The organism is Thauera aromatica, from assembly GCF_023093595.1.
Lineage (GTDB): Bacteria > Pseudomonadota > Gammaproteobacteria > Burkholderiales > Rhodocyclaceae > Thauera > Thauera aromatica_A.
In genome coordinates this window covers 36,265-61,959 of sequence record NZ_JALLIK010000089.1, presented here as the reverse complement: position 1 = coordinate 61,959, position 25,695 = coordinate 36,265, and the positions used below count along the sequence as shown (strand labels likewise).

Here is a 25,695-nt window from a genome sequence, read left to right as displayed (position 1 = left end):
TGTTGGCAACAAATAGAACTGTCCGGTGTTGTAGCAAATGAATTGTCCGCTCGATTATGCGAGGCGGTAACGCTGCGCAGGGCGTAGCCCGAAGCAGCGTTACCGCCTCGCGGCCGCTGCGGCGGACAGTTACGCAGCGGCCTGAAGTGCCTGTTCTCCGGGTGTGCCGTCCGCCTCATAACGGGCGAGCAGGCGCGGGCCATGGAACAGCGCCAGACGTCCGTCTATGTGCCGGACTACGCGCACCTTGACCTTCACGTAGTGGTGCCGCGCTCGGTCGGCGGGGATTTGCAGCTTGAGATTCTCGAAGCTCACGCAGTTGTCCTTGCCGACGGTACGCTCGAACTGCTCGCACAGCACATCATCCAGATCGCGTCCGACGTAGGGCACGAAACCCGAACCATCCTCCATCGCCGGCTGCATGAACTCGGCGTTGAACGCCGGCATGTAGTGCTCACGCAGATAGCAGTTGGCCGCGTCCATGTCGGTGATGCCCATCAGCGCCAACTCGCGCGGCAGGCGCGCCTGATGGGTGCTGAACATGCGCTCGCTGCGTCCGCGTGCCTCCGGCGAGTACGCCGCAATCATCTCGATCCCCAGCTGCTGCATCGCGCGGCCGAACTGGGTGGGATGGTGCCGATCGACCTTGCCGCCGGCCTCGGGCGTGTGCCAGTAGTGACTGCCGCGATCGGTGTACAGGCTCGAGAACAGCCCCCGCGCTTCAATGACCTCGCGTACCCCGCGAAGACTCGAGGCGCTCCCTTCCTCGTCGACGAAGAACATCGAGTAGTGCTCGTTGGTCGCGTCGTCCATCGTCACGATCAGATCCCACCGGCTGCCCGGCACCCACTCGTGCGTGCTGCCGTCCTGATGCACCATCATCCCTGGCCAAGGCGAGCGCTCGCGCTTCTTGCGGTGCTTACCCCGGCCCGGCGCCTTCTTGATTAGCCCGCCGTCCTGCAGCCGGCTCTTCACCCAGCTGTAGCTGCGACCGCCGCCGTCACGCCGGTACCAGGCGTAGAAGTGCTTCGTGCTCCAGCCCATGTGCCGACGCTCGTACTGCTCGCACAGCGCCATCACCTCATCGACCGGCGCGCGACGGTGCGACACCTGGGCCAGACGGCGGTCGATCAACCCCTCCAGCCCCGACTCCTCATATCGGTCGATGTAGCGCCGAAACGTTCGTTCGCACACCCCCAGCAACCGCGCCGCTTCCTCCTGCTGCAGCCGCCCCTCCTGCCAGCCTGAATACGCCTCTTCGAAACGCATCGCTCGGATCTCCTGTAGCAATTCCGTCCGTCTCATCGCCACCTCCTTGGTGAACAATGAAACCGGACAGATCACGTGCTACAAGTCCGGACAGTTTATGTGCTCCCTACAGCTGCGGCAGCCCTGCGTTCCAAGGCTGGATGAAGCGCGCTAAGATATATCGTGATTGGCAATCGGGTCGAGAAGTGTCAATGCGCCGCCAATCGGGCCATCTCCCGCGTCAGCAAAAGGTGTCCGATGCCGACGGTAAAAGCGACGGTAAGGCCCCATTTCGATCACCGCAAATCCCTTTAACCATGAGGACTTGCGAGTCTCATTGATGACCGAGTGGGAGTGATCGCTTAGCATCTGCGCACCAGGAATGCCGGCTTGGACGGGAGCGTGTACCGGCCGGGAAGGGGGTATGGTCGTGAAATACTGGTACGGTGTCCTGCGCGCATCCCTGCGTGTGTGGCTCGATGCGCAAGTCTTCATGCATGCCGCAGCGCTCGCCTTTTTCACCGTGTTCTCGGTGGCGCCGGTGATGATTGTCGCCGTCACCGTGGTCGGGCTGGTGCTCGGCGAGAGCGCGGCAGAAGGGCGAATTGTCGATCAGTTGCAGGCTGCGATCGGTCCCGAAGCCGCCGCCGCGGTCCAGACCGCGGTGGAAAACAGCCGCATCGAGCATAGCGGGTTGCTGCCGAGCCTGGCTGGCATCGGGGCGATGCTGTTTGGCGCCACCACGGTATTCTCGCAGATGCAGAATTCGCTCAATGCGATTTGGGGGGTCGCGCCGCGGCCCACCCGCAGCAGCTTTTTCATCTATCTCAAAACCCGCCTGCTGTCGCTTGCGGTGGTGCTGGCGATCGGCTTCGTGCTGCTGGTTTCGCTCACCTTGAGTGTGCTGGTCCGGGCCGTGGTGGCGTTCGCGCAGGATTGGCTGCCGGTGCCCGCGCCTCTGGTGCTGGGCTTGGACTGGGGGATCTCGCTGGCGGTGGTGACCTTGCTGTTTGCGACGATTTTTCGCGTGCTGCCCGATGTCGTCCTCGGATGGCGCGACGTGCTGCTCGGCGCCTTTGTCACTGCACTGCTGTTTGCGATCGGCCGGGCCCTGATCGCGCTCTATCTGTCGACCACCGCTACCGCATCCACCTACGGCGCAGCGGGCTCGCTCGTGCTGTTGCTGCTGTGGGTGAATTACTCTTCGTTGATCCTGCTGTTCGGCGCCGCGTTTACGCGGGCACACATGCAGGCGCGTGGCTGCAGATTACGCCCGCGCCCCGCCGCGGTGTGCGTCCACCGCAAACTCGTTGAAGACTGAGGGGTGGGCGGCGCACCATGGCGCGGTGAGGGGCTCAGGCGATTGGGGGGCAGCAGGCTGTAAGCTGCGAAGCGGACTCCAGGGCGACGACCTCGCCGACCATGATCAGCGCCGGAGCCCGGATTGCGGCTGCACGCGCGGCAGCGGGCAACTGCGCCAGAGTACTGCGCACGCCACGTTGCGCCGGTGTGGTGGCGGCGTGGATCACGGCGGCAGGGGTGCCCGCAGGCAGGCCATGGGCGATCAGTTCGCGGCTGATGATCTCCAGCGCTCCCAGTCCCATGTAGATCACCACCGTCTGCTGCGGGCGGGCGAGTGCGTTCCAGTCCAGATTGACCGTGCCGTCCTTGAGGTGGCCGGTGGCGAATACCAATGTCTGCGCATGTTCCCGGTGTGTCAAGGGGATGCCGGTGGACGCGGCGGCGCCGGCGGCGGCGGTGATGCCGGGCACGATTTCACACTCCAGGCCGGCCGCCTGCAGCGACTGCATTTCCTCCCCGCCGCGCCCGAAAATGAACGGGTCACCGCCCTTCAGGCGTACGACCTGCAGCCCCTCCCGCGCGAACTCTACCAGCAGGGCATTGATGCCGTCCTGAGGCAAAGCGTGATTGCCGGCTTCCTTTCCGACATAGATGCGCCTTGCCCGAGCTGGAATGAGTTCCAGGATGGCAGGGCCGACGAGATGGTCGTAGACCACTGTTTCGGCATTGGAAATGAGCCGGGCCGCCTTGACCGTGAGGAGGTCCGGATCGCCCGGCCCCGCCCCCACGAGATAGACCTTTCCCGCCCGGGGCATCGGCGCATGGCAGGGCTGATCCACCGTGCCATCGTCATGGGGGCGGCTGCGGAGCGGGATGCCGAAGCTGCGCAGAGCGCGCGTGTTGCCGGCCGAAGGTGCTGCATGCGTGGTCGAAAGCGTGCCTGCGTACATGTGGACTGACTCCGGCAGATCAAAGGGAAGGGCGGTCACACCTGCGAAAGACCTCTCGGTGGAAAAGACCCTGAGGCAGGTGCGCCATTTCGGCCAAACTTTATCCCCAGCTGCTGCGTTAAAAATTAACTCAGATCAAGGATTGTAAGGAGTCTTAAAAACCATACTGTCTTCACGGTGCTTAGTGTTGTGTTGTTTCACGTCCCGCGTCGCTTAAGGAGAGGGAAATGCAAAACAAGAGCTTGATCGGTAAGACGTTCGCCATGGCGCTTCTGCCATTGGCGATGGGTAGCGTTTGGGCGCAGAGCGCGCCGAATCTGACCGCAGAAGAAATGGAGCAGGGCAAGCTCATCTATTTCGAGCGCTGTGCCGGTTGCCATGGCGTCCTGCGCAAGGGGGCGACCGGGAAGAATCTCGAGCCGCACTGGACCAAGACGATGCCTGACGGCACAAAGATGGAAGGCGGCACCCTCAAGCTGGGTACCGATCGTCTCGAGAAGATCATCGCCTACGGTACCGAAGGCGGCATGGTCAACTACGACGACATCCTGACCAAGGAAGAAATCAACCTGATGGCGCGCTATATCCAGAACGAGCCGCCGATCCCGCCCGAGTTCTCGCTGAAGGACATGAAGGACAGCTGGAAGCTGCTGGTTCCGGTCGATAAGCGCCCGACCAAGCAGATGAACAAGGTCAACCTCAAGAACGTGTTCGCGATCACGCTGCGCGACGCGGGCAAGCTGGCCCTGGTCGATGGCGACACCCACAAGATCTGGAAGATCCTCGACACCGGCTACGCGGTGCACATCTCGCGCCTGTCGGCCTCGGGTCGCTATGTGTACACGGTCGGTCGCGACGGTCTGACCACCATCATCGACATGTTCTACGAAGAGCCGACCACGGTCGCCACCGTGCGCCTGGGTTCGGATGCGCGCTCGGTCGATACCTCGAAGTTCAAGGGCTACGAGGACAAGTACCTGATCGGCGGTACCTACTGGCCGCCCCAGTACTCGATCATGGACGGCGAGACGCTTGAGCCGATGAAGGTTGTGTCGACCCGCGGCAACACTGTCGATGGCGACTATCACCCCGAGCCGCGCGTGGCATCCATCGTCGCCTCGCTGACTAAGCCGGAGTGGGTGGTCAACGTCAAGGAAACCGGCATGATCCTGCTGGTGGACTACAGCGACATCAAGAACCTGAAGACCACCACGATCGAATCGGCGAAGTTCCTGCACGACGGTGGCTGGGACGCTTCGGGCCGCTACTTCATGGTGGCGGCCAACGCCTCGAACAAGGTTGCCGCGGTTGACACCAAGACCGGCAAGCTCGCCGCGCTGGTCGACACTGCGAAGATCCCGCACCCGGGCCGTGGCGCCAACTTCGTTCATCCGGAATTCGGTCCGGTGTGGTCGACCGGCCACCTCGGTGACTCTGTCGTCTCGCTGATCTCCACCGCTTCCGATGATCCCAAGTTCGCCAAGTACAAGGATCACAACTGGAAGGTGGTGCAGGAACTGAAGATGCCGGGCGCCGGCAACCTCTTCGTCAAGACCCATCCGAAGTCGAAGAACTTCTGGGCCGACGCGCCGATGAACCCGGAGCGCGAGCTTGCCGAAGCTGTGTTCGTGTTCGACAAGGGCGACCTGAAGAAGGAGCCGGTGCGCCTCGACGTCGCCAAGGATTCGGGTCTGCCGGAAAGCAAGGCGATCCGTCGTGCGGTGCAGCCCGAGTACAACGAAGCCGGCGACGAAGTCTGGATCTCGCTGTGGGGCGGCAAGACCGACCAGTCGGCGATCGTGATCTACGACGACAAGACGCTGAAGGTGAAGAAGGTGATCACCGACCCGGCGATCGTTACGCCGACCGGCAAGTTCAACGTGTATAACACGATGCACGACGTCTACTGATCGGCCTCGTCGATCGTAGCCAGTAAAACCCCCGCGCTCAGGCGCGGGGGGTACGAGGAAAATGCTCCATGTCAGATCGAAACGGCAACGACTCCAAACTAGAACAACCCAGCGGATTTTTTGCCCGCCTGCGTCGTCCGTCCAAGATGTCGCTGGGTGGCCTGCTGGCTGCGGGTTTTGTCATCGGCATCCTCTTCTGGGGCGGTTTCAATACCGCGATGGAAGCGACGAACACGGAGACATTCTGTATCTCCTGTCATGAGATGTATGACAACGTATATACGGAATACAAAGAAACGATCCACTACAGCAACCGCACTGGGGTGCGCGCGACCTGTCCGGACTGCCATGTCCCGAAAGACTGGACGCACAAGATCATCCGCAAGATTCAGGCTTCGCGCGAAGTATGGGGAAAGCTGACCGGCACCATCGATACACGCGAAAAATTCGAAGCCAAGCGCCTGCAACTCGCACGCAGCGAATGGAAGCGCATGAAGGCGGCCGATTCGCGCGAATGCCGCAACTGCCACAGCTTCGAGAGCATGAACACCGAAGTGCAGAAGCAGCGTGCGCGCAAGCAGCATGAGATGGCTCTGGAAGACAAGATGACCTGCATCGACTGCCACAAGGGCATCGCGCATCACAAGCCGAATGGGATGACCGACGCCGACGAGGAGTAAGATCCTCGTTCCGGAAGTACCGCCCAACCTAAGCACAGTGAGGAAATGACGATGAAGAAAACGATGATTGCCGGCGCCGTGGGCGCACTTCTTGCGATCGGTGCCGGTGGCGCGGTCGCCGCACCGGACTGGGGCAAGGTCGGGGCCAAGGAAATCACGCTTTTCTATCCGGGGGTGTCGCCGCTGGAGTGGATCCAGAAGGGCACTGAGCACGGCGGTGCGCGGGCACTGAAGAAGGGCGAGACCTGCGCCGACTGCCACAGCGAAGAAGCCGGCGAGATGGGCAAGAAAATGGCCAGTGGGCAGAAGATCGAGCCCACTCCGATTGCCGGCAAGGCGGCGTTCATCCCGGTCAAGGTCCAGGCTGCGCATGATGGCGAAAACCTCTACCTGCGCTTCACCTGGAAGCAGCCTGCGGCCTCCGGTGCAGCGAAAATGGACGACAAGAACCCGGTCAAGATCGCGTTCATGCTTGAGTCCGGCGGCAAAGTCGACCTCGCCGACCAGAGCGGTTGCTGGGCCACCTGTCACCAGGATTCGCGTACGATGCCGGGAGCGGACGATGCCAAGACCAAATACGTGAAAGGCGGCTCGCTGGCCGAGGGCAAGTTCTACGATCTGTACCAGTGGCGCAGCGGCGAGAACAAGGGCTTTAACGGCCATATCGCCGACAAGCGCGTGATGGAAGGCGGCAAGGCGCTGGTCAGCGCCGAAGGCAAGAAAGACGGCGACAACTGGTCGGTGGTGTTCGTCCGCAAGCTCGCGGGGGGAGAGGGCGACGTCGCGCTCGAAGCGGGCAAAGCCTACAATTTCGGCTTCGCCATCCACGATGACAGTGCAGCGGGGCGCTTCCACCACGTTTCCCTTGGCTACAAGCTCGGCATCGATGCCGACGGGGATGTGAAGGCGGCCAAGCAGTAAACTAAACGTCGGCGGCGCCAGCGTCGTACTGTGCTTTCAATCACGGGAATCCGGGTCAGACCGGATTCCCGTTCGTACTTTCCCGGAGTAGGTTTTCCGGGTGTTGTCCGTCAGTACCAGACCGAGGAGTCGAGACCATGAATTCGATGAGCCTGCGCACCGCGCTTGTCAGCGCGTGGATGGCGCTCCTGTCCGGCCCGCTGTCGGCGGCCGACCGTGAAGTCGTGCTTTTGGACTACCAGTTCTCTCCCGCGGAGTTGAGGATCAAGCGCGGGGACACCGTGACCTGGATCAACCAGGAAAAGCGCGTCAGTCACTCGGTCCTTTTCCTCGGGTCGGGTGAAGAGTCGGAGCGCTTTTTTCCCGGTGAGCGCTGGTCCCGCGTGTTCCCCCTTACCGGGCGTTACGAGTACCGCTGTGGCCCGCATCCCGAAATGCTTGGGGTGGTGATTGTCGAAGAGTGATGCTGCCGGCCCCTCTTCAGGGACAACCCCTGCACGCGTAGGGTTGATTCGAGTCAAGGTTTCGCTCCGGGCAAAAGTTCATCCTGATTCCGTATCCCAAGCCGTCGGAAAGCAAGATGAAACTGCCTCCTCTCCTCGTTCATGTCGCTGTCTTCATCGGCGCGGCACTGGTTTCGGCCTACTCGGCCGCAGCGGACGCCCGCCTGGCGGAACCGGACTCCGCCCGCCATCGCGAACTCGTGCACATCGTGCGCCAGGACTGTGGTTCCTGCCACGGTCTCACCTTGAACGGTGGGCTGGGGCCGGCGCTCACTGCCGCGACGCTTTCCGACAAGCCGGCCGAGGGCCTGGTCGCGACCATCATCGGCGGTCGTCCCGGTACGCCGATGCCGCCGTTTCGCGGCATCGTCACCGAAAGCGAAGCGCAGTGGATCGTCGATCAGCTGAGAAACGGCTTCCCGCCCGACACCGGCCTGCCGGCGGCGCAGGCCCTGAACTGAAGTGCGCTCGCCTGCCTGCGGCAGCGCCGATCCCCCGCGCAACGACCCCCTGTCCCGATTTCCGGAGTCCGCATGACTGCCCGATTCGCCCGTCCGGCGCCCCCGCTGTTGTGGAGCATCTTTCTGCCGGCCATCGTCTTCCTGCTGTCGGCCTGTTCGGCCACGGCGCCGGTGGCGCTGCGCGGCAGCGGTGATCTGGGCGTCGTCATCGAGCGCGCCGACGGCCGGGTCAAGATCATCGAAACGAGTGGCCGCAGCGTGCTCGCCACCGTCGATGGACTGGGCGACCTGTCCCACGCCTCGGTGGTCTTTTCGCGCGATGGGCGCCATGCGTTCGTGTTCGGACGGGATGGCGGGCTGACCAAGGTCGATCTGCTCGAAGCGAAGATCGTCGGCCGGGTGGTGCAGGCGGGCAACGCGATCGGCGGCTCGATTTCGCACGACGGCCGTCTGGTGGTGGTGCAGAACTACGAGCCGGGCGGGATCAAGGCCTTCGATGCGGATACCCTGGAGCTGCTCGCCGACGTGCCCGCGGCCAGCGAGGACGGACGCCGCTCCAAGGTCGTCGGTCTGGCCGATCTGTCCGGGCAGCGCTTCATCTACTCCCTGTTCGAACTCGGGGAAATCCGCATCACCGATTTTTCCGATCCGCGCAAACCGCTCACGCAGCGTTTCGCCGGCGGCAAGCAGCCCTACGATGCGCTGGTCACGCCCGACGGCCGGCACTACATCGCCGGGCTGTTCGGCGAGGACGGGCTGGCCCTGGTCGATCTGTGGAAGCCGGAACTGGGCAGCCGCAAGATCCTCGCCGGCTACGGCCGCGGCGAGCAGCCACTGCCGGTGTACAAGATGCCCCACCTTCGGGGCTGGTCGGTGGCCGGCGGGCGCGCGTACCTGCCGGCGATCGGGCGCCACGAGGTGCTGGTGGTCGACACCGGGAGCTGGCAGGAAGTCGGCCGGATCGCGGTCAAGAGCCAGCCGGTGTTTGCGATGGCCCGACCCGACGGGCGCGAGATCTGGGTGAACTTCGCTTTCCCGGACAACGGCTGGGTCCAGGTCATCGACACGCTCACCGGCCAGATCACCCATACCCTGCAGCCCGGGCGCGGCATCCTGCACATGGAGTTCCTCTCCAAGGGGCATGAAGTGTGGATGTCCGCGCGCGACGACAACCGCGTACTGATCTACGACACCGCCACCAAGAAGCCGATCGGCGGTTTTGCGGCGAGCAGCCCGAGCGGCATCTTCTTCACCACGCGCGCGGCGCGGACGGGGTTCTGATGCCGCGCACCCTGTGCCTGCCCGCGACGGTCGATGCCACCGCCTTTCGCCTGCTCAATGAATGGCAGCGCGATTTTCCGCTCGAACCGCGACCGTTCGCGCGCATCGCCGAGGCGGTCGGTGAAGACGAGGCGAGCGTGATCGCCGCCTATCGCCGGCTCAAGACGCAGGGCCTGGTCAGTCGGGTCGGTGCCGTGTTCGCCCCGCGCCGCCTGGGGGTGAGCGCGCTGGCAGCGCTGGCAGCGCCACCCGATCGTCTGGCAGCGGTGGCTGAGCGTGTCAGCCGGGAAGCGGCGATCAACCACAATTATCAGCGCGAGCACTGCTACAACCTGTGGTTCGTGGTGACGGCCGCATCGCGCGCCCATCTGGACGAAATCGTCGGCGGCATCGAGCGCGATACCGGGTGTGCGGTCATCGTCCTGCCGCTCGAGGAGGAGTTCCACATCGATCTCGGCTTCGACCTCAAGGCACAACAAGCGAACTGCGGAGCCGGTTGCGCCGAGCGCCGGGAGCGGAGGGCGCAACCGGCGCCGCCCGACTCCCCGGGGGGCGGGCCGGCGCTGTCCGAAACCGAGCGCCGGCTGATCGCCACCTTGCAGTGCGGTCTCATGCTCGAGCCGCAGCCTTTTGCGCGCCTGGGCGCCGCGGCAGGGCTGGACGAGTCGGAAACCCTCGGGCACATCCGGCGCTGGCAGGCCGAAGGGCTGATCCGCCGTTTCGGTGTCGTCGTGCGCCACCACGAACTGGGGCTCGAAGCCAACGCGATGTGCGTATGGGACATTCCCGACGCCGAAGTCTCCGCGCTCGGCCGCCGCCTGGCCGGCGAGGCCGCGGTCACGCTGTGCTACCGCCGTCGCCGCTCCCTGCCGGACTGGCCCTACAACCTGTTCTGCATGATCCACGGCAGCGCGCGCGATGAGGTGCTCGCCGAGCGCGAGGAACTCGCCCGCCGGCTCGGCCTCGACGCCTATCCCCATGCCGTGCTCTTCAGCTGCCGGCGGTTCAAGCAGACCGGTGCGCAGTATCTCGGCACCAAGGACCTTGCCCATGCCTGAGCCGCACACCGGGGCGCGCGACGGGCGGCGGGCGGTGGCCGCCAGACGTGCGCCCGACGACATCGACCGCCGCCTGATCAACGCCCTGCAGGGCGACTTCCCTCTTGATGAGGCGCCGTTCGCAAGCGTCGGTGCCGCCCTCGGCCTGTCCGAGGCGGAAGTCATCGGCCGCCTCCAGAGCCTGCTCGAGGACCGTGTGCTGACCCGCTTCGGGCCGATGTTCCAGATCGAACGCATGGGCGGCGCCTTTTGCCTGGCGGCGATCGCGGTGCCCGAGGAGCGCTGGCGGGGGGTCGTCGAAGCGGTGAACGCCTTTCCCGAAGTCGCGCACAATTACCGGCGCGAGCACCGCCTCAACATGTGGTTCGTACTCGCCACCGAAACTCCCGACGGCATTGCCGAGGTCGCGCGCCGGATCGAGTCGGCTACCGGGCTGGCGGTGAACCTGTTCCCGAAAGAGCGGGAATACTTCGTCGAGATGAAACTGGAGGCCTGATGAACGCGTCCGATCTTTCCATCCCGATGGCCGCAGGCACCAAGACAACGGCACCCGGCGCGCTCGCCACGGACGATCTCGACCGCCGGATCGTGCTCGCCACCCAGGGCGGCCTGCCGCTGGCCCCGCGACCCTATGCGGTGATCGCTGGCCGGCTTGGAGTGAGCGAGGATCTGGTGCGTGCCCGCCTCGCCGCGATGCTCGCCGATGGCCGCATCCGCCGCATCGGTGCGGTGCCCAATCACTACGCGATCGGCTATACCGCCAACGGCATGAGCGTGTGGGACGTCGATGACGCAGTGATCGATGCCGCAGGCGAGCGGGTCGGGGCGCTGCCCTTCGTGACCCACTGCTACCGCCGCCCCCGCCATCTGCCGGACTGGCCCTACAACCTGTTCGCGATGGTTCACGCGGCCAGCCGCGAGGCCGCGCTGGCGCGGGTGGGGGAAATCGCGGCGCTGCTCGAGCGCGATTTCGGTGGTGCCTGCCGCAGCCACGATGTGCTGTTTTCCGCTGGCATCCTGAAAAAAACCGGGCTGCGCATCGGCGTCTGAGCGGACCTTGCCGGGGTGGGGCAGCCGCCCCTGCTGCCCCCCTTGACCGGCATCATTTCCCTGCGCGCTCCGCTCGGCTGTAATCGCAGCAACCAGGAGGCTTTCATGTTCCGCATCTCGCACTTCATTCGCGAACTCGACCACCCCACCCCAGCGGGGCCGCGCCGCAATCCGCCCGGGCCGGTGGTGATCTGGAACCTGATCCGGCGCTGCAACCTGACCTGCGAGCACTGCTACTCGATCTCGGCGGACAAGGATTTCGCCGGCGAACTCGGTACTGCCGAAGTGTTCAAGGTGATGGACGAACTCAAAGCCGCCCGCGTCCCGGTGCTGATCCTCTCCGGCGGCGAACCCCTGCTGCGCCCGGACATTTTCGACATCGCCCGCCGCGCCAAGGGCATGGGGTTCTACGTCGGCCTGTCTTCGAACGGTACCCTGATCAACGAAACCAACATCGATGCCATCGACGCCATCGGCTTCGACTACGTCGGGGTGAGCCTGGACGGGATCGGCGCCACTCATGACCGCTTCCGCCGCAAGGAAGGCGCTTTCGCCGCCTCGATGCACGGCATCGGCCTGTGCCGCGAGCGCGGCATCAAGGTCGGCGTGCGCTACACGATGACCGAAGGCAACGCCCACGACCTGCCCGCACTGCTCCGGCTGGTCGAAGACGAAGGCATCGACAAGTTCTACTTCTCGCACCTGAACTATGCCGGGCGGGGCAACAAGAACCGCGCCGGCGATGCCCGCCACCGCACCACCCGCGAAGCGATGGAGCGGCTGTTCGAAACCTGTCTCGAACTGCACCGGCGCGGCATCGACAAGGATTTCGTCACCGGCAACAACGACACCGACGGCCCTTTCCTGCTGCACTGGGTGCAGCGCCGCTTCCCGGAGAAGGCCGCGCACATCGAGGCCAAGCTGCGCCAGTGGGGCGGCAACGCCAGCGGCGTGAACGTGGCCAACATCGACAACCTCGGCATCGTCCACCCGGATACGATGTGGTGGCATGTGCCCCTGGGCGATGTGCGCCAGCGTGCCTTCGGCGAAATCTGGAACGACCTGTCCAATCCCCTGCTCGCCGGCCTGAAGCAGCATCCGCGCACGCTCGAGGGCCGCTGCGGCGCCTGTCGCTACCTGGAGATCTGCAACGGCAGCTCGCGCGTGCGCGCGGCGCAGGTCACCGGCAACCCCTGGGCGGAGGACCCGGCCTGCTACCTCGATGACGACGAGATCGGCGTCAGCGCGCAAGACTACGGCGCCGAACGCGTCGTCACCACCCCGTGGACCCGCATCCACAAGGTGTCGGCATGAAAGTCCGCGGCTCGAGTCTCGCCTGCCTGTTCGTGCTCGCGGGTGGTCTGGTCGCCTTGACGGCCGCCGCCTCGCCGGGCAAGGCCGCTCCCCAGGCAGCAAGCGCCGGGCCCGCAACGGCAACCGGTATCGACGTGCACGCGCTCTATGCGCAGCACTGCGCGGCCTGTCACGCCCCCAACCGCCTCGGTGCGATGGGGCCGGCGCTGCTCTCCGACAATCTCGCCCGCCTGCGCAAGGCCGAGGCCGTGAAAGTGATCGCCGAGGGCCGCACCGCCACCCAGATGCCCGGCTTCGCCGCGCCGCTGAGCAAGGACGAAATCGCTGCGCTCGCCGACTGGATCTATACCCCGGTGGTCCCTGAGCCGCGCTGGAGCGAGGCCGATATCGCCGCTTCGCGCATCCAGCACGTCGATCCGGCCACGCTCTCCGACAAGCCGGTGTTCGACGCCGACCCGCTCAACCTCTTCCTCGTGGTGGAGGCGGGCGATCACCACGTCAGCGTCCTCGACGGCGACAAGCTCGAGCCGATCCACCGCTTCCAGTCGCGCTTCGCCCTGCACGGCGGGCCGAAGTTCGCCGCCGACGGACGCTACGTGTTCTTCGCCTCGCGCGACGGCTGGATCACCAAATTCGACCTGTGGAACCTCAAGGTGGTGGCCGAAGTGCGCGCCGGGATCAACACCCGCAACGTCGCCGCTTCGCCCGACGGTCGCCATGTCGCGGTGGCGAACTACCTGCCGCACAACATCGTGCTGCTCGACGGCGAACTCAACCTGATCAAGACGATCGAGGCCGGCGATCGCGACGGCAAGCAGACGTCACGGGTCTCGGCGGTGTACGACGCGAGCCCGCGTCAGTCTTTCATCGCCGCGCTGAAGGACGTGCCCGAGGTGTGGGAGATCAGCTACACGAAGGCGGTCGAGGACATCCCCACCGGCTTCATCCACGACTACAAGCAGCGCGAGGGCAGCTTCATCCCCGGCTACCTGAACCCGCGCCGCACGATCCTGGCCGAGCCGCTCGACGACTTCTTCTTCACCCAGGATTACTCCGAGCTGATGGGGGCCTCGCGCGCAGGGGGGGGCCAGGTGGTGAATCTGGACGTGCGCAAGAAGATCGCCGACCTGCCGCTGGACGGCATGCCGCATCTGGGCTCGGGGGTGACCTGGGAATGGACCGACACCGCGGGCAAGGTCCGCACAGTGATGGCCAGCACCAACCTGAAAGCGGCCGAAGTCACCGTGATCGACATGCAGAGCTGGGACGTGATCCGCCGCATCCGCACCCGCGGCCCGGGCTTTTTCCTGCGCAGCCATCGCAGCAGCCCCTATGCCTTCGTCGATTCGATGATGAGCGCCGAAGCCAGGCACATCCTCCAGGTGATCGACAAGCGCAGCCTCGAAGTGGTGAAGGAGATCGCCGGCCCGCCGGGGCAGACGCTCGCCCACGTCGAATTCACCCGTGACGGGCGCTACGCGCTCGCCAGCCTGTGGGAAGACGAGGGCGCGGTGATCGTCTACGATGCGCACTCGCTGGACGAGATCAAGCGCCTGCCGATGCGCAAGCCGGTGGGCAAGTACAACGTCTGGAACAAGATCACGCGCGAGGAAGGCACCAGCCACTGACGGCGTCCGCCTGTGCCCGCACCCCCAATCGAATCAACGAGACAACACGATGGCCCTGATTCCGCTCGAAGAACCCACGACCAAACGCATCCCGCCCGAGACCTTCTCGCTGTGGGCGCTCGCCTTCCGCCCGCTTTACCTGCTTGCCGCGCTGTTCGCCGCGGTTGCGATTCCAGTGTGGGCGATCGCCCATTCGGGCGGAATCGAGCTGCCGATTCCGGGAATGTGGTGGCATGCGCACGAGATGATCTTCGGTTTCGCCGTGGCGGTGATCATCGGTTTCCTGCTCACCGCCGGGCGCAACTGGACCGGGCTCGATACCCCCAGCGGCCGGCCGCTGATGATGCTCGCCGCGCTGTGGCTGGCGGGGCGGCTGGCGATGGCTTTCGGCAGCGGCGTCTGGGTCGCGATCGTCGATCTGGCCTTCCTGCCGGCGGCGGCAGCAGTGCTGCTGCGGGTGCTGGTGAAGGCGAAAAGCACGCGCAACTACTTCGTCGGGGTGCTGCCGGCGGCGCTGGCGCTAGCGAACCTGTTCTTCCATCTCGCCGTGCTCGGAGTCGTCGATGCCGACCCGCTGACGGCGATGCACCTGGCGCTGGGCCTGATCGTGGTGCTGGAGACGATCATCGGCGGGCGGGTGATTCCGATGTTCACCTTCAATGGCTTGCGCGGAGTCAAGCAGTGGCGCGACGTCCGCCTCGACTGGGCGGCGGCGATCGCCACCGGCGTGGCCCTGCTGTTGTGGGCGCTCGGCGCCGGGGCGTGGGCGGGTCCGGTGTCGCTGCTGGCCGCGGTGCTGCAGGCGGTGCGCCTGGGCGGGTGGAACCCGTGGGCGACCCGCGGCACGCCGCTGCTGTGGGTGCTGCACCTGGGCTATCTGTGGATTCCGCTTGGCCTGGCGCTGGTCGCGCTGGCGCAGTTCGGCGTACTGCCGCGCTCGGCCGGCATCCATGCGCTGGCGGTCGGGGCGACCGGGGGGCTGATCATCGGCATGATCACCCGCACCGCGCTGGGCCACACCGGACGCATGCTGGTGGCGGGGCCGATGGAGACCGCCGCCTATGCGCTGGTGCTGCTCGCGGCGCTGGTGCGGGTGCTTACCGTCGCCCTGATCCCGGCGGCCCAGGTCGGCGGCGTGCATGCCGCAGCCACCCTGTGGTCGCTCGGTTTCCTGGTCTATCTGTGGCGCTATGGGCCGTTCCTGCTGCGTGCCCGGGTCGATGGCAAGGCCGGTTGAACGCCCCCGGAGGCGCTTGATCGCATGAATGGAATGGGCCCCGCGGGGCCCATTCCATTTTTCGGGGCGGGATCGGGATCAGCCCAGGCTGCGGCGCAGCCGGCCGATATCGGCGATGTGGATGGTGCGCCCTTCGACCTCGATCAGGCCGGCGTCGGTGAGCTCGTGCAGGATGCGGGAAAAGTGCTCCTGGGTCAGGTTCAGCCGCGAGGCGATCGTGCCCTTGCTGGTCGGCAGGCGGATCGAAACGCGCCCGTCGGCGAGGCTGTCGCCGGCCATCTCTTCCTCGCGCAGCAGGTAGCCGATGATGCGCTCCCGTCCGGAGCGCAGGGAGTAGCTTTCGACGTCGCCCATCAGGTGATGCAGGCGCTGAGCGAGGCCGGCGATGATCTTGCGGCAGAACGACGGATCGCCGGCCATCTCCTCGAAGAAGATGTGCTTGCCGATGTGGAGCAGGGTGGAATCGGTCAGGGCCTGGGCCATCACCACATAGGGGCGGTCCATGAACATCACCGCCTCGCCGAAGCTTTGTCCCGGGCGCAGGATGTCGACCACCTTTTCATTGCCTTCGGCAGACGTGAATGCGAGCTTGACCTGACCGTTCAGGATCAGATGGAACCCGGAGCAGGGGTCGCCGCGATGGAACAGGATGTCGCCTTTTCCGGCCTTGACTTCGCGGACGCCGCGGGCGAAGCGGGCGATGTCCTGGAATCCGAGGCCGTTGAACAGCGGAGCCTGGGACAGCAGGCGGCACAGGCGTTCGAGTTCGGGAGAGGACAGTGAAGAAGAGAGCGCGTCAGAGGACGCCTCGTGCGCCGCCTGGCTGCAGGGCGGGGGGCGGCGATCCATCTGCTTAACGGGTGAGCTGGGCATAGAACATCGGCAGGCGGGCCGGTAGCTCGTCGGGTTGGCGGATCACGGCGAAGCCTGCAGGGCCGAACAGGTGTGGCAGGTAGCTGGCACCTTCGCGGTCGATGGTGACGCAGAACGGCACGATCCCGCGCCCGCGCGCTTCGACGATCGCCACCCGGGTATCCTCGATGCCGTAGCGGCCGTCGTAGAGGTCGAGGTCGTTCGGTTTGCCGTCGGACAGGATGAGCAGGATGCGGCGGGCCGCCGTCTCCTTTTCCAGCAGGCCGGTGGCGTGGCGGATTGCGGCACCGAGGCGGGTGTAATACCCCGGCTTGATCGCCATGATGCGCCCGCGGGCGCGGTCGTCGAAGCGCTGGGCGAAGTCCTTCAGGCGGTGGAAGCGCACATTGCTGCGCTTGACCGAGGAAAAACCGCACAGGGCGAAGCGGTCGCCGGTGGCGAGCAAGGCCTCGCCGAACAGCAGCAAGGCGTCGCGGATGACGTCGATGACGCGGGCCTCGGACGACACCCAGGCATCGGTCGAGAGCGACAGATCGGCCAGCGCCAGGCAGGCGAGGTCGCGCTCGCGTTTTTCCAGCGACAGGTAAAGCTGGTCGGAGGGGTGATGGCCGCTGGCACGGTCGGTGGTGGCGCGCACCACCGCATCGATGTCGAGTTCGCTGCCGTCGCTCTGGGCCTTCAACCAGCGCCGGCCCGGAGTCAGCGCAGCGAACTGGCGGTGCAGGCGGCGCGCGGTACGGCGCAGGTGTTCGGGCAGGGCGCTGGGCGCAGCGCGCGGGTCGTGGGGGGAGGGCGCGAGTTCGTTGAGGCGGACGTGATCCTCGCGCAGCAGGTCCTTGCGGTAATCCCACTCCGGCAGCGGGATGCCTTCGCCGAGGACGACATCGTCCTCGGCCGCCGAAGGCAGGTCGAGATCGAAGCGCACCTTGGAGGCGACCCGCTCACCGTCGCGGTTGAGCGTCAGGTGTTCCATGTTGGCGGCAGCGTCGGCGGCATTGTCGTCGGGCTCGTCGTCGGTGCTGCGCTTGACCTTGATGAATTCCGCAACCGACAGCAGGCTTTCGGCGCGGAAAGGAATGATCATGCCGTGCTTCTCCGGCGCGTTGTCCTCGCGTTCGACGCGGTGGGCCTGCCGGCTGGTGTCGCGCCCGGGTTTGCTGTTGCCGGCCTCGGCGTTTTCGGCACCGCTGCCGGCGCCTGCGCTGCCGGGCCGGGGGGCGTCGCGAAAGCCGCTCAGCCACAGCAGGACCGGCTGCGCGGCCTTGGCCTTGGGCGGCAGCGGGGGCAGGGCGGCGACGCTGCCCGGAGTCTGCAGGGCCTGGCGCAGCAGGCGTTCGCGCTCGGCTTCGGCCGGCGGCAGCCGGGCCGGGTCCGGGCGCTGGCGGAGGATGGCGTCGACCAGCCGGCGATAGCGCGTTTCGATCCCGGGCCAGCGCCGCAGGGCATGCAGCGTGGCGCGCTGGTTGTCACGCAGCTCGCGCGTGGCCTCGGAATCGAAGGCGGTGGCGGGCAGTGCGGGGAGTGCGGCATCGGCGGCGGAATTCTGATCGGCGTGGCCGGCGGCGAGGGCGGCCAGCCACAGGTAAAGATCCCGGTTCAGCGCTCGTTCGGGAAGAGCGTCGATTTCCGGCGGCAGGCGCAGGGTCGAAAGATCCATGCGGCCGCGGGCGATCCGCTCGTCGGCACCGGCGATGCGCTGCAGCAGACTGCGCCGGGCGCCGTGGGTATCGGCGGTGGCGGCCGCCACGCGCAGGCCGGGGTCACCGCCCAGCGCACGAAAGAACACGCCGGCGACCTTCTCGACCTCCTTGAGCCTGACCGCGGCCTTGGGGAAGTGGCCGCCGGCGGCGCGGGTGATCAGGCGGTGCCACAGCAGGCCTACGGTTTCTTCCATGGTTCAGCGTTCCTTCTGCGCCCGGAATCCGGCTTCGTTCTGGCGGGCGGCTTCGTCCTTGACCCAGGCGAGCAACGGGCCGTTCGGATTGTCATTCTGGGTCTGGCCGCAGGCATCGATGCACTGCCGGCACTGGGTGCAGGTGAACATGTGGCGCTTGATGTTGCGCGGACGCAGGCGCATCGGGCAAACGGCGTCGCAGGCGGACTGGCGCTCGGGCAGGCAATTGGCGCAGTCGCTCGCGCGCGCGCGGTGGAAGCCGACCACCATGGCGTCGCGGTTGGACATCCAGGCCAGGCTCTGGAACAGTCCGACCGCGCACACGAAGCGGCAGAACAGGTGCCGGGCGAAAAGGAACTCCAGGCTCAGCACCGTGGTCGCGGCGGAAATGAAAATCAGCTGGTTGCGGGTGAGTTCGGCGCGGAACAGGTTCGCGTAGACTTCGGCCGGTGGCAGCAGGTAGGTCAACAGCACCACCGCCCACAGGAAGGCGAACCCGATCGCAGCGGGGACGACCACGGCCCACCAGCGCACGTCCACCCGGGTGGGGGAGCCGTCCGGCTTCCAGGGCGGCAGGCGGTGCCGTTCCCATACCGAAGGCTTGCCCGAGGCGCGCGCCATCAGCTTGTTGATCGTCTCGACCACCGAGAAATGCGGGCAGAGCCAGCCGCAGTACATGCGCCCCCATTTCCACGCCACCCACAGGAACACGCCGGCCGCGGCGAACAGGGGGAGGAACAGGCGGACGATGATGTTGATTCCGGCCACGGTCGCCGACTCGCGCCCGGCGAGGAACTCGTCCAGCCCCAGGCGCCACTCCATGCCGAGCAGCCAGGCGTGATCCGCGTCGAGGTCGTAGCGGAACAGGTCGAATACCGGAGCGAGCACGAACAGGGCGAAGAATGCAACCTGGAAGGCAAGGCGCTGACGTTGGCGGTCGCGCGGTCGCGCGGCTTCGGCAGGGGCGATCGGGATGACGGTGCGTGCGGGGGCCGAAGTTCGTATGGTGGTGTCGGGCATGGTGGATTCAGACCTCGTGTTCACGGGGGCCGAAAATCGGATAGCGCCAGGCACGGCCGTTGATGGCGCGGGCGAGTCCCATCATGCCGAGCAGGATCAGGGCAGAGTGGACGAAGGTGAAGTACAGCACGCCGATGACCCAGGTCCAGGGATTGTCGAAGCCGCCGAGAAGGAAAATCGCGACGCTGATCACCACCAGCAGCAAACCTCCCCAGATGCAGGTCCAGCCGGTCTGGCGCAAGTGGTTGCGGACCAGCGGATCGGGGTGGTCGTGGTATCTGGCCCACAGCACCAGCAGGGCGACGAAGGCGAGGCCGGGCAGCAGGATCAGGTTGGTCAGGAACAGCGCTTCCGCCGCCACTGCGAGCTGCGGGCCGGGCATCACGTTCTTGAGGGGGTCGGGGCGCTCGATGCTCATGATCTTCGGGAACCTCTCGTGCTGGCGCTCGATCCTCGGGGGCGGAGGCGGCGCGGGTTCAGCGACCGAAGGTGGCCGATACCACTTCCATCAGACCTTCGGCGATTTCGGAATCGTCGGTCAGGCTTTCGACAATGCCGACGCGGCAGGCCGCGATCGGGTCCATGCCGTCCTTGATCAGGAGGCTAGCATAGACCAGCAGGCGGGTGCTTGCGGCTTCCTCGAGATCGCGGTCCTTCAGTGCACGCAATGCGCCGGCGATCGCCACCAGGCGCTTGGCGAGGTCGGGAGGGCAGGCGGTCTCTCCGATCAGCACCGCTTCTTCCTGCTCCGGGCGGGGGAAATCGAAGCGGACGCTGATGAAGCGCTGCCGGGTCGACGGCTTCATGCCTTTGAGCAGGTTCTGGTAGCCGGGGTTGTAAGAGACGACCAGCATGAAGCTGGGCGGCGCTTCGAGCAGTTCTCCGGTGCGGTCGATCGGCAGGATGCGGCGGTCGTCGGCCAGCGGGTGCAGGACCACGGTGGTGTCCTTGCGTGCCTCGACCACTTCATCCAGGTAGCAGATGCCGCCTTCGCGCACCGCGCGGGTCAGCGGGCCGTCGCACCAGACTGTCCGCCCTTCGCCGATCAGGTGGCGGCCGACGAGATCGGCCGCGGTCAGGTCGTCATGACAGGCGACGGTGTACAGCGGCAGGCCGAGGCGTGCCGCCATGTGGGCGACGAAGCGCGTCTTGCCGCAGCCGGTAGGACCCTTGATCAGCAGCGGCAGGCGATTTTTCCAGGCGTGCTCGAAGACTTCCACTTCGTCGCCGGCGGCCTGGTAGAAGGGGATGTCGAGGTGCGGCGTGCCGGGCTTCATTGTGCGAGTCCTTTCATGTAAGCGATGGCGATCACCGCCCATACCAGGATGATCCAACCCATGGTGATCGCGCGCCACAGCAGCGGGGCGTTGCGCAGTGCCATGAAATCGAGGATGACGACCGCGCCTTTCCAGAACGAGATCACCGCCAAGGCGGCGACGACCCAGGTGCCGGTGAGGCCTTGCTCGCCCACGCCCCAGGTGAGGAAGGTGGCAGCGAGCAGCGTCACCCACAGCCAGGTGCTGCGTTGCGGGGTGCCGTGTGTGTTGGTGCTCATGGTCGGTCGCCTCAGTGAATGACGTAAACCAGCGGGAACAGGACCAGCCACACCAGATCCACCATGTGCCAGTAGGCGGCTCCGGTTTCCAGCCCGTTCATGTCGCCCGGGCGGTAGCGGCCCTGGCGGGCGCCGTTCCACATTGCGGTAAGGATCACCAGGCCGAGGATGACGTGCATGAAATGGAAGAAGGTCAGCGACAGGTAGAACATGTGGAACGGGCTGCTCGACAGGCTGATGTCGTGAGCGAAGGCCGCGGCGTACTCGGTGAGCTTGACGGCGATGAAGCCCAGTCCGGTGAAGATGGCCGCGAGCAGCCAGTTCGCTGCGGCGCGCGCGGCCATGCGCTCGGCGGCCTGGACCGCGCGGACGACAAAGTAGCTGGCGGTGAGCAGCAGCACCGTGTTCAGTGCGCCGGCGTTGCGGTTGAGTGCGGCCTGCTCGGCATCGAACAATTCGAGGTTGTTCGCCCGGGTGAAGGCGTAGGCGGCAAAGAACACTCCGAACGCCAGCAGCTCCGCGAGGATGAAGAACCAGATCGCCAGGTCGCCGGCGAGGCGCGGGCTGTGGGCGTGCTCTGGAGCGTGTGCCGGCGCGGTGCGGTGCACTGGCGGCAGGACTGTATTTGTCTGTTCCATGCGCACCAGTCTAGGGAAGGGAAAAAGCTTTGAACTTGATCGCGGTTAATTGAGAGACGGTCTCAAGCGTGTGGCACGCATGCGCGTCAGCCAGCAGCGGGTGACGTCGACCATGCGGTTGGCGAAGCCCCATTCGTTGTCGAACCAGACCATCAGGTTGAGCATCCGCGGCCCGATCATTCGCGTCTGCGCGCCGTCGACGATGGCCGAATGGGGGTCGTGGTTGAAGTCGATCGAGGCGTGGGGCTCGTCCGAGTACGCAATGAGGTGGCGATAGCAGCCTTCGGCCGAGGCTCGGAGCAAGCGGTTCACCTCGCGCCCGTCGATGTCGTGCGACAGCGTGAGCACCATGTCGATCGCCGATACGTTGTGCGTGGGAACGCGGATCGCCTTGGCCTGCACGCGGCCGGCCAGGCTGGGCAGCAGGCGCTCGATGCCGCGTGCCAGGCCGGTCGAGACCGGGATGATCGATTGCATCGCCGAGCGGGTGCGGCGCAGGTCGGTGTGATGATAGCCGTCGATCAGCGGCTGGTCGTTCATCGCCGAATGCAGGGTGGTCAGCAGTGCCTGTTCGATGCCGAACTCGCGCTGCAGCAACTCGAGGACCGGTACGGCGGCGTTCGTGGTGCACGAGGCGTTCGACACCAGTCCCTCGCCGCCTTCGAGTGTCTCGTGGTTGATGCCGTAGACGATGGTCGCATCGACATCGTCCGCTCCATTGCCCGGATGCGACAGCAGCAGGCGCGGGCAGCCGGCATCGAGAAAGCGCTGGAGCTCGGTGCGGCTGCCGTAGCGACCGGAGCATTCGATGACGAGATCGGGCTCGTATGCCCTCCAGTCCACCGCTTCGGGGGTCGTCGCATGGGTGACGGCGATCGGCCTGCCGTCGATCAGCAGACAGGCATCGCCTGCGGCGACCGGAGCGGGGAAGCGGCCATGGGTGGAGTCGAAGCGGGTGAGATAGGCGATGCCGGCCAGATCGGCGGGCTCGTTGATCGCGACCACCTCGAATTCATTCGAGATGCCGGCTTCGTACAGCGCGCGCAGGTAGCAACGGCCGATCCGGCCGTAGCCGTTGATGATGAGGCGAAAAGGGGCGCCGGTAGCGGGACGGGAGGATGCGGCGGAGCAGGGTGTGGTCACGGTGGGCGGGAGCGAATGCGGCGGGACGAAGCGTTCATTCTATCGCGTCGCCGCGCCCGGCCGGGGTGGCTGCGTTCGTGCGGGGAAGAAAGGAAAAAAGGGCGGCTTGCGCCGCCCTAACCCCTTCCCCTGGCTTACCCAGGAGGTACTACTCTTTCATGGGCGTATCAGGATTTCGCACCCTTGAGTTCGCCTTTCGCGAAGAAGCTGGCGAGATAGACCAGCAGGCCGATGAAGAACACCACGCCGGCCCATTCGCGCATCCAGTAGAACAGCATAACCTGGTCCTGGGCGGCCATGAACGACAGCGGCGTGTCGGACACGCGCTGCAGCCACACCTGCAGGATGCCGGCGGCGGTCAGGAACAGGGTGATGAACACCATGGCGATGGTCATCAGCCAGAACGACCACATTTCCAGCACTTGCGCCTTGCCCGGATTGGCGGCACGACCGCGCAGGATCGGCATCGCATAGCTGATCATGGTCAGCACAACCATCACGTAGGCGCCGTAGAAGGCCATGTGACCGTGCGCCGCGGTGATCTGCGAGCCGTGGGTGTAGAAGTTGACCGGAGCCAGAGTGTGCAGGAAGCCCCACACGCCCGCACCGAGGAAGGCCATCACGCCGGTGCCCAGCGCCCACAGCACGGCAGCCTGGTTCGGATGCTCGCGGCGGCGGCGGTTCACCATGTTGAAGGCGAACACGGTCATGGCGAAGAAGGGAATCGGCTCCAGTGCGGAGAAGATCGAACCCCACCACTGCCAGTATTCCGGCGTGCCGATCCAGAAGTAGTGGTGACCGGTACCGATCAGGCCGGTGACCAGCGCCAGGGTGATGATCACGTACAGCCACTTCTCGATCACTTCGCGGTCGACGCCGGTGACCTTGATCAGCACGAAGGCGAGCATCGCGGCCATGATCAGTTCCCACACGCCTTCCACCCACAGGTGCACCACCCACCACCAGTAGAACTTGTCGCGGACGAGGTTGACCGGGTTGTAGAAGGAGAACAGGAAGAAGATCGCCAGCCCCCACAGGCCCATCAGCAGCACGATGCTGATGACGGTCTTGCGACCCTTCAGCACGGTCATCGTGATGTTGAAGAGGAAGGCCAGAGCGACGACGACGATGCCGATCTTGGTCAGCAGCGGCTGCTCGAGGAACTCTCGACCCATCGTGGCGAGGATGTCGTTACCGGTCGCCGAGGCCAGCGTGGCGTAATCCACCAGCAGGTAGCCGAGGATGGTGGCCGCGCCCGCGACGAGGAAGATCCAGAACATCGCCAGACCCAGCTTCGGGCTGAAGAGTTCGGTTTCCGTCTCCTCGGGGATGAGGTAGTACGCCGCGCCCATGAAGCCGAACAGCAGCCACACGATCAGCAGGTTGGTGTGGACCATGCGGGCCACGTTGAACGGAATCTCCGGAAACAGGAAGTCACCGATGATGTACTGCAGGCCCATGATCAGGCCGAAGATGATTTGCCCCACGAACAGCCCGATCGCCGCGATGAAGTAGGGCATGGCGACCGCTTGTGATTTGTATTGCATAAATTGATCCCCTTGTGTCTCCAGATTTCCGGTCAGCCTTCGATGTTCGGCGGCCAGTTGGCGGTGTTGATCTCGGAGGTGTATTTGAGGAACGCCACGATCTGGTCGAGCTCTTCATCGGTGAGGTGGAAGTTCGGCATCTGGCGACGGCCCGGAGCGCCGGTGGGCTGGGACATCATCCATGCCTTGATGAACTCCGGTCCGCGGCGCTTGTAGACGTTGCCGAGTTCCGGGGCGAAGTAGGCGCCTTCACCCAGCAGGGTATGGCAGCCCAGACAGTTGCGCGTTTCCCAGATGTGCTTGCCGGCGGCGACTTCGGGGGTGATGTTGTGCCGGTTGTCGCGATTCGGGAGTTCGCGTTCGGTGTCGAAGGTCAGCGCCACCAACAGGAGGAAGAAAAAGACCGTCCCCCCGTAGAAGATGTTTCGCGCCATGGATTTAGTAAAGATACCGCTCATGGAGTACTCCTCATCACTTGTCTCGTTTTTTCCGAAAAGGTGTCAATCTGTTGCCCGGTTTATGAAGGGGTACCGCTACCTACGGCAACGCCGATGGTAGGCGAATTCTCGGTGCGGGGAAGGTATGTAACCATGATTTGTATCAAGTGGGCAGAGTGGAAATGGATGGCGGGCGAACAATCGTGCATATCGGGGGCGGCCATCGGGGATGGTTTCATGCATATTGTGCATGCAGTCCGGGAAGGCATCATGGCGCGGACAGGGGGAATGATGCACTGCCTGCTCGCCGCGCTCGCCGCGCTCGCCGCGAGCCTCCTGCTTTCCGGAAGGCTCGCCCAGGCCGCGCCGGTGGACGTGGCGGTCGATGTCGGCCATACGCTCGCTGCTCCCGGGGCGACCAGCACCCGCGGGCGGAGCGAATTCGAGTTCAACCGTGAGCTTGCACGGGCGGTGGTCCGGGCCTTGCAGCAGCGCCGCCTCGAAGTCGCGACCATCAATGCCGACGGGCTTGTCCCCAGCCTGCAGGCACGGCCCCGGGCTGCAGGGGGGGCGCGTTTTTTCCTCTCCATCCACCATGACTCGGTCAATGCCGGCGAACTGCAGCCATGGATCTGGGACGGGCGCCGGCTCGACTACAGCGATGCTTTCGCGGGACATTCGCTGTTCGTGTCGCGCGCCAACCCGGATACCGCGCGCAGCATCCTGTGCGCACGCACGATCGGGGCCCGCCTGCAGCGCCTGGGCTTCGTTCCGACCCACAAGAACGGGCGCCGCCGCGCCTATGCCGATGAAGTGCACGCGGTGCATTACTACGATGAACTCGCGGTGCTGCGTCATGCTTCGATGCCCGCGGTGTTGTTCGAGGCCGGGGTGATCAAAAACCGCGAGGAGGAGTTGCGCCTGCGCGATCCGGTGCTGCAGGCGCGCATGGCCGACGGCATCGCCACCGGGATCGCCGCCTGCCTGCGCAACGGCCTGCCCGCCGACGAGGAGGCGGATGCGGACCGGGGCCCGCGCTGAGGCC

The 25,695-nt window shown here is 65.5% G+C and carries 26 protein-coding genes; 14 read left to right on the top strand and 12 right to left on the bottom strand.

From position 1 onward, the window contains the following. Positions 1 to 129: 129 nt before the first annotated feature. Positions 130 to 1,269: an ISNCY family transposase gene (locus tag MXC99_RS05510; RefSeq protein WP_247724507.1), complete on the bottom strand. Its 1,140-nt coding sequence runs from the start codon at positions 1,267 to 1,269 to the stop codon at positions 130 to 132. 403 nt (positions 1,270 to 1,672) lie between these two features. Here MXC99_RS05510 and MXC99_RS05505 point away from each other — a divergent pair, with 403 nt between their 5' ends. Next, positions 1,673 to 2,569 carry a YihY/virulence factor BrkB family protein gene (locus tag MXC99_RS05505; protein ID WP_247724506.1) on the top strand — a complete coding sequence of 299 codons (897 nt, stop codon included), beginning with the start codon at positions 1,673 to 1,675 and terminating at the stop codon, positions 2,567 to 2,569. Positions 2,570 to 2,603: 34 nt separating this feature from the next. Here MXC99_RS05505 and cobA read toward each other — a convergent pair whose 3' ends face one another. Beyond that, a complete protein-coding gene (cobA, locus tag MXC99_RS05500; protein ID WP_247724511.1) occupies positions 2,604 to 3,365 on the bottom strand; it encodes a uroporphyrinogen-III C-methyltransferase in 762 nt (253 codons plus the stop codon). Positions 3,366 to 3,727: 362 nt separating this feature from the next. Between cobA and MXC99_RS05495 the strand changes: the two genes are divergently transcribed. The 12 genes from MXC99_RS05495 (at position 3,728) to MXC99_RS05440 (ending at position 15,543) form a co-directional block, all read left to right on the top strand. Beyond that, positions 3,728 to 5,410 (top strand): cytochrome D1 domain-containing protein, encoded by a 1,683-nt coding sequence (locus MXC99_RS05495; protein ID WP_247724505.1) that lies wholly within the window; start codon positions 3,728 to 3,730, stop codon positions 5,408 to 5,410. 68 nt (positions 5,411 to 5,478) lie between these two features. Further along, positions 5,479 to 6,090 (top strand): NapC/NirT family cytochrome c, encoded by a 612-nt coding sequence (locus MXC99_RS05490; protein ID WP_282100029.1) that lies wholly within the window; start codon positions 5,479 to 5,481, stop codon positions 6,088 to 6,090. Between the two features lie 45 nt (positions 6,091 to 6,135). Next, a complete protein-coding gene (locus MXC99_RS05485) occupies positions 6,136 to 7,011 on the top strand; it encodes an ethylbenzene dehydrogenase-related protein (RefSeq protein WP_247724504.1) in 876 nt (291 codons plus the stop codon). Positions 7,012 to 7,148: 137 nt separating this feature from the next. Continuing rightward, positions 7,149 to 7,475, top strand: a complete 327-nt coding sequence (locus tag MXC99_RS05480; protein ID WP_247724503.1) for a cupredoxin domain-containing protein — start codon at positions 7,149 to 7,151, stop codon at positions 7,473 to 7,475. 116 nt (positions 7,476 to 7,591) lie between these two features. Then, entirely contained in the window at positions 7,592 to 7,975 is a 384-nt protein-coding gene (locus MXC99_RS05475; RefSeq protein WP_247724502.1) for a c-type cytochrome, read from the top strand. A 72-nt stretch (positions 7,976 to 8,047) separates the two neighbouring features. Beyond that, positions 8,048 to 9,256 (top strand): cytochrome D1 domain-containing protein, encoded by a 1,209-nt coding sequence (locus MXC99_RS05470; protein WP_247724501.1) that lies wholly within the window; start codon positions 8,048 to 8,050, stop codon positions 9,254 to 9,256. Then, positions 9,256 to 10,314: a siroheme decarboxylase subunit beta gene (gene ahbB / locus MXC99_RS05465; RefSeq protein WP_247724500.1), complete on the top strand. Its 1,059-nt coding sequence runs from the start codon at positions 9,256 to 9,258 to the stop codon at positions 10,312 to 10,314. The genes MXC99_RS05470 and ahbB (MXC99_RS05465) overlap by 1 nt, the downstream gene beginning before the upstream one ends. Beyond that, positions 10,307 to 10,810: an Lrp/AsnC family transcriptional regulator gene (locus tag MXC99_RS05460; protein WP_247724499.1), complete on the top strand. Its 504-nt coding sequence runs from the start codon at positions 10,307 to 10,309 to the stop codon at positions 10,808 to 10,810. Before ahbB (MXC99_RS05465) ends, MXC99_RS05460 begins: the two co-directional genes overlap by 8 nt. 26 nt (positions 10,811 to 10,836) lie before the next feature. Then, positions 10,837 to 11,364, top strand: coding sequence for a siroheme decarboxylase subunit beta (gene ahbB / locus MXC99_RS05455; protein ID WP_247724509.1), 528 nt, complete (start codon positions 10,837 to 10,839; stop codon positions 11,362 to 11,364). 105 nt (positions 11,365 to 11,469) lie between these two features. Continuing rightward, a complete protein-coding gene (gene nirJ, locus MXC99_RS05450) occupies positions 11,470 to 12,678 on the top strand; it encodes a heme d1 biosynthesis radical SAM protein NirJ (protein WP_247724498.1) in 1,209 nt (402 codons plus the stop codon). Then, positions 12,675 to 14,306 carry a cytochrome D1 domain-containing protein gene (locus tag MXC99_RS05445; protein ID WP_247724497.1) on the top strand — a complete coding sequence of 544 codons (1,632 nt, stop codon included), beginning with the start codon at positions 12,675 to 12,677 and terminating at the stop codon, positions 14,304 to 14,306. Before nirJ ends, MXC99_RS05445 begins: the two co-directional genes overlap by 4 nt. A gap of 49 nt (positions 14,307 to 14,355) precedes the next feature. Next, the gene (locus MXC99_RS05440; protein WP_247724496.1) at positions 14,356 to 15,543 is read left to right on the top strand and encodes an NnrS family protein; all 1,188 of its coding nucleotides are present in this window, start codon (positions 14,356 to 14,358) and stop codon (positions 15,541 to 15,543) included. A 78-nt stretch (positions 15,544 to 15,621) separates the two neighbouring features. Here MXC99_RS05440 and MXC99_RS05435 read toward each other — a convergent pair whose 3' ends face one another. The 10 genes from MXC99_RS05435 to MXC99_RS05390 all read right to left on the bottom strand — a co-directional run bounded on the left by MXC99_RS05435 (position 15,622) and on the right by MXC99_RS05390 (position 24,671). Continuing rightward, positions 15,622 to 16,392 carry a Crp/Fnr family transcriptional regulator gene (locus tag MXC99_RS05435; protein WP_247724495.1) on the bottom strand — a complete coding sequence of 257 codons (771 nt, stop codon included), beginning with the start codon at positions 16,390 to 16,392 and terminating at the stop codon, positions 15,622 to 15,624. Between the two features lie 4 nt (positions 16,393 to 16,396). After that, a complete protein-coding gene (locus MXC99_RS05430; RefSeq protein WP_247724494.1) occupies positions 16,397 to 18,310 on the bottom strand; it encodes a nitric oxide reductase activation protein NorD in 1,914 nt (637 codons plus the stop codon). Positions 18,311 to 18,313: 3 nt separating this feature from the next. Continuing rightward, complete coding sequence (locus tag MXC99_RS05425) at positions 18,314 to 19,330, bottom strand: 4Fe-4S binding protein (protein WP_247724493.1); 1,017 nt, start codon at positions 19,328 to 19,330, stop codon at positions 18,314 to 18,316. A gap of 7 nt (positions 19,331 to 19,337) precedes the next feature. Next, on the bottom strand, positions 19,338 to 19,748 hold the full coding sequence (locus MXC99_RS05420) for a hypothetical protein (protein WP_247724492.1): 411 nt from the start codon (positions 19,746 to 19,748) through the stop codon (positions 19,338 to 19,340). A gap of 58 nt (positions 19,749 to 19,806) precedes the next feature. Beyond that, the gene (locus tag MXC99_RS05415; RefSeq protein WP_247724491.1) at positions 19,807 to 20,607 is read right to left on the bottom strand and encodes a CbbQ/NirQ/NorQ/GpvN family protein; all 801 of its coding nucleotides are present in this window, start codon (positions 20,605 to 20,607) and stop codon (positions 19,807 to 19,809) included. Then, positions 20,604 to 20,885, bottom strand: a complete 282-nt coding sequence (locus MXC99_RS05410) for a cytochrome C oxidase subunit IV family protein (RefSeq protein WP_247724490.1) — start codon at positions 20,883 to 20,885, stop codon at positions 20,604 to 20,606. The genes MXC99_RS05415 and MXC99_RS05410 overlap by 4 nt, the downstream gene beginning before the upstream one ends. 11 nt (positions 20,886 to 20,896) lie before the next feature. Continuing rightward, positions 20,897 to 21,523 (bottom strand): cytochrome c oxidase subunit 3 family protein, encoded by a 627-nt coding sequence (locus tag MXC99_RS05405; protein WP_247724489.1) that lies wholly within the window; start codon positions 21,521 to 21,523, stop codon positions 20,897 to 20,899. A 45-nt stretch (positions 21,524 to 21,568) separates the two neighbouring features. After that, positions 21,569 to 22,666 carry a type I glyceraldehyde-3-phosphate dehydrogenase gene (locus tag MXC99_RS05400; protein WP_432654234.1) on the bottom strand — a complete coding sequence of 366 codons (1,098 nt, stop codon included), beginning with the start codon at positions 22,664 to 22,666 and terminating at the stop codon, positions 21,569 to 21,571. A 167-nt stretch (positions 22,667 to 22,833) separates the two neighbouring features. Then, positions 22,834 to 24,213, bottom strand: coding sequence for a cbb3-type cytochrome c oxidase subunit I (locus MXC99_RS05395; RefSeq protein ID WP_247724488.1), 1,380 nt, complete (start codon positions 24,211 to 24,213; stop codon positions 22,834 to 22,836). 32 nt (positions 24,214 to 24,245) lie between these two features. Beyond that, positions 24,246 to 24,671, bottom strand: coding sequence for a c-type cytochrome (locus MXC99_RS05390; protein ID WP_075148797.1), 426 nt, complete (start codon positions 24,669 to 24,671; stop codon positions 24,246 to 24,248). A 216-nt stretch (positions 24,672 to 24,887) separates the two neighbouring features. Between MXC99_RS05390 and MXC99_RS05385 the strand changes: the two genes are divergently transcribed. Further along, positions 24,888 to 25,691: an N-acetylmuramoyl-L-alanine amidase family protein gene (locus MXC99_RS05385; RefSeq protein ID WP_247724487.1), complete on the top strand. Its 804-nt coding sequence runs from the start codon at positions 24,888 to 24,890 to the stop codon at positions 25,689 to 25,691. The last annotated feature ends 4 nt before the right edge of the window (positions 25,692 to 25,695 follow it).

Bases quoted from the DNA above. Each gene is read 5' to 3' on its own strand.
- MXC99_RS05510 (WP_247724507.1), bottom strand. From the start codon at position 1,269: ATGCGTTTCGAAGAGGCGTATTCAGGCTGGCAGGAGGGGCGGCTGCAG.
- MXC99_RS05505 (WP_247724506.1), top strand. From the start codon at position 1,673: ATGGTCGTGAAATACTGGTACGGTGTCCTGCGCGCATCCCTGCGTGTG.
- cobA (WP_247724511.1), bottom strand. From the start codon at position 3,365: ATGCCCCGGGCGGGAAAGGTCTATCTCGTGGGGGCGGGGCCGGGCGAT.
- MXC99_RS05495 (WP_247724505.1), top strand. From the start codon at position 3,728: ATGCAAAACAAGAGCTTGATCGGTAAGACGTTCGCCATGGCGCTTCTG.
- MXC99_RS05490 (WP_282100029.1), top strand. From the start codon at position 5,479: ATGTCAGATCGAAACGGCAACGACTCCAAACTAGAACAACCCAGCGGA.
- MXC99_RS05485 (WP_247724504.1), top strand. From the start codon at position 6,136: ATGACGATGAAGAAAACGATGATTGCCGGCGCCGTGGGCGCACTTCTT.
- MXC99_RS05480 (WP_247724503.1), top strand. From the start codon at position 7,149: ATGAATTCGATGAGCCTGCGCACCGCGCTTGTCAGCGCGTGGATGGCG.
- MXC99_RS05475 (WP_247724502.1), top strand. From the start codon at position 7,592: ATGAAACTGCCTCCTCTCCTCGTTCATGTCGCTGTCTTCATCGGCGCG.
- MXC99_RS05470 (WP_247724501.1), top strand. From the start codon at position 8,048: ATGACTGCCCGATTCGCCCGTCCGGCGCCCCCGCTGTTGTGGAGCATC.
- ahbB (WP_247724500.1), top strand. From the start codon at position 9,256: ATGCCGCGCACCCTGTGCCTGCCCGCGACGGTCGATGCCACCGCCTTT.
- MXC99_RS05460 (WP_247724499.1), top strand. From the start codon at position 10,307: ATGCCTGAGCCGCACACCGGGGCGCGCGACGGGCGGCGGGCGGTGGCC.
- ahbB (WP_247724509.1), top strand. From the start codon at position 10,837: ATGGCCGCAGGCACCAAGACAACGGCACCCGGCGCGCTCGCCACGGAC.
- nirJ (WP_247724498.1), top strand. From the start codon at position 11,470: ATGTTCCGCATCTCGCACTTCATTCGCGAACTCGACCACCCCACCCCA.
- MXC99_RS05445 (WP_247724497.1), top strand. From the start codon at position 12,675: ATGAAAGTCCGCGGCTCGAGTCTCGCCTGCCTGTTCGTGCTCGCGGGT.
- MXC99_RS05440 (WP_247724496.1), top strand. From the start codon at position 14,356: ATGGCCCTGATTCCGCTCGAAGAACCCACGACCAAACGCATCCCGCCC.
- MXC99_RS05435 (WP_247724495.1), bottom strand. From the start codon at position 16,392: ATGGATCGCCGCCCCCCGCCCTGCAGCCAGGCGGCGCACGAGGCGTCC.
- MXC99_RS05430 (WP_247724494.1), bottom strand. From the start codon at position 18,310: ATGGAAGAAACCGTAGGCCTGCTGTGGCACCGCCTGATCACCCGCGCC.
- MXC99_RS05425 (WP_247724493.1), bottom strand. From the start codon at position 19,330: ATGCCCGACACCACCATACGAACTTCGGCCCCCGCACGCACCGTCATC.
- MXC99_RS05420 (WP_247724492.1), bottom strand. From the start codon at position 19,748: ATGAGCATCGAGCGCCCCGACCCCCTCAAGAACGTGATGCCCGGCCCG.
- MXC99_RS05415 (WP_247724491.1), bottom strand. From the start codon at position 20,607: ATGAAGCCCGGCACGCCGCACCTCGACATCCCCTTCTACCAGGCCGCC.
- MXC99_RS05410 (WP_247724490.1), bottom strand. From the start codon at position 20,885: ATGAGCACCAACACACACGGCACCCCGCAACGCAGCACCTGGCTGTGG.
- MXC99_RS05405 (WP_247724489.1), bottom strand. From the start codon at position 21,523: ATGGAACAGACAAATACAGTCCTGCCGCCAGTGCACCGCACCGCGCCG.
- MXC99_RS05395 (WP_247724488.1), bottom strand. From the start codon at position 24,213: ATGCAATACAAATCACAAGCGGTCGCCATGCCCTACTTCATCGCGGCG.
- MXC99_RS05390 (WP_075148797.1), bottom strand. From the start codon at position 24,671: ATGAGCGGTATCTTTACTAAATCCATGGCGCGAAACATCTTCTACGGG.
- MXC99_RS05385 (WP_247724487.1), top strand. From the start codon at position 24,888: ATGCATATTGTGCATGCAGTCCGGGAAGGCATCATGGCGCGGACAGGG.